Source organism: Bacillus sp. GMs2/2, assembly GCF_050172095.1.
Lineage (GTDB): Bacteria > Bacillota > Bacilli > Bacillales > Bacillaceae_G > Bacillus_A > Bacillus_A cereus.
The window spans coordinates 1-1,296 of record NZ_JBNLYE010000688.1; the positions used below are offsets into that span (position 1 = coordinate 1).

Here is a 1,296-nt window from a genome sequence, read left to right on the forward strand (position 1 = left end):
TTTACAAATTTTGAAGTTGAACATTTATATTCTCCTTACTTAATCCCCCATGGTAACAAACTACAGATTCAATATGTAAATTTAAATACTTCTTCAAAGACTGCTTTGCTTCCTTAATATTTATAGTTGTTTGGGCGTGAATTCCTCCTAACATCCCATTCACACTATACATAGAGTCTCCTGCAATAAGAATTTTGCTTTGTTTCAAATATAAACTAATATGACCCGGAGTATGCCCTGGAGTATGAAGAATTAGTATTCCACCGCAATACGGAAGTTCTTGCCCGTCAATCACAGTATCACTCACTTTTCCTTTTGGGCGGTTCTCTACATTTCCGTCCTTCAATAAAGGTAAATCCCCCTCGATATATGGCTTATCTAATTCGTGCGCATAAACTTTAATATTACTTCGACAGCGCTGCAACAATTCTGGCAGACTACCTATATGATCAATATCCTGATGCGTCAAAATCACGACTTTTAACTTATCAAATGATACCCCAACCTTTTCCATCTCTACTTGTATATCTTCAATTTGTCCTGGGAAACCCGTATCTATTAATACTGCCATTTCATCATCCCATAAAAGAATTGGATGAATAACAAATTCTTGAAATTCAAGTTGTAACATTTCTACTCCTTTAGCAATCTCCATACAGCCATTCTCCTTTATGTTGAAGTTTGAAAATATGTACAAGTAAACTGAAAATATAAAGTGAAACTTTAATCCGTGGGGTTTTACTACCCGACAAATAGCAGGATAAAGCACCTCTATCTTATAATATGTTTTGTCATCCCAATAGAGAATGCTTCAAACCCTATAGATTCATAGTAAGATTGCAATTTTTCTACACACATAAGTTGTGGAATAACCTTGTTTTGTTCACAGTGCTGGATTAATCGTTCCACTATTTCTTTTCCGATGCCACTAGACTGATATTTTGGCAATACACCAACTCCACAAATAATGCCTGTTATGACTCCATCTGATATGACACGCCCCATCCCTACTAACCTCTTATCATCAAAAACATAAATTGCATACCAACTTTGCTTACACATTCGTTCTAACTCGTTAACAGTTAATTTAAGAGAATTCCATTCTAAAGATTCGTATAAGGATAATAATCCATTAAAATCTGTAGGATGTTCACTTGTGTAGCGTATACTATTTTCCATGTAAATACTCCCTATTCTCTGGCTTGTTTATATTTCATAAAATTCCCATTACACAAATGTGATCGATGTAAAAATAACTAGAACAAACTTCAATAAGAAAGATAGAATTCCTTCTCA

At 34.4% G+C, this 1,296-nt stretch carries 2 protein-coding genes; both read right to left on the reverse strand.

Annotation, left to right across the window (positions count from 1 at the left end; all coding sequences use genetic code 11):
* Window position 1: 1 nt before the first annotated feature.
* A complete protein-coding gene (locus tag ACQGS6_RS28700) occupies window positions 2-655 on the reverse strand; it encodes an MBL fold metallo-hydrolase (protein ID WP_061139310.1) in 654 nt (217 codons plus the stop codon).
* Window positions 656-771: 116 nt separating this feature from the next.
* On the reverse strand, window positions 772-1,179 hold the full coding sequence (locus tag ACQGS6_RS28705) for a GNAT family N-acetyltransferase (RefSeq protein ID WP_000431733.1): 408 nt from the start codon (window positions 1,177-1,179) through the stop codon (window positions 772-774).
* Between the last annotated feature and the right edge of the window lie 117 nt (window positions 1,180-1,296).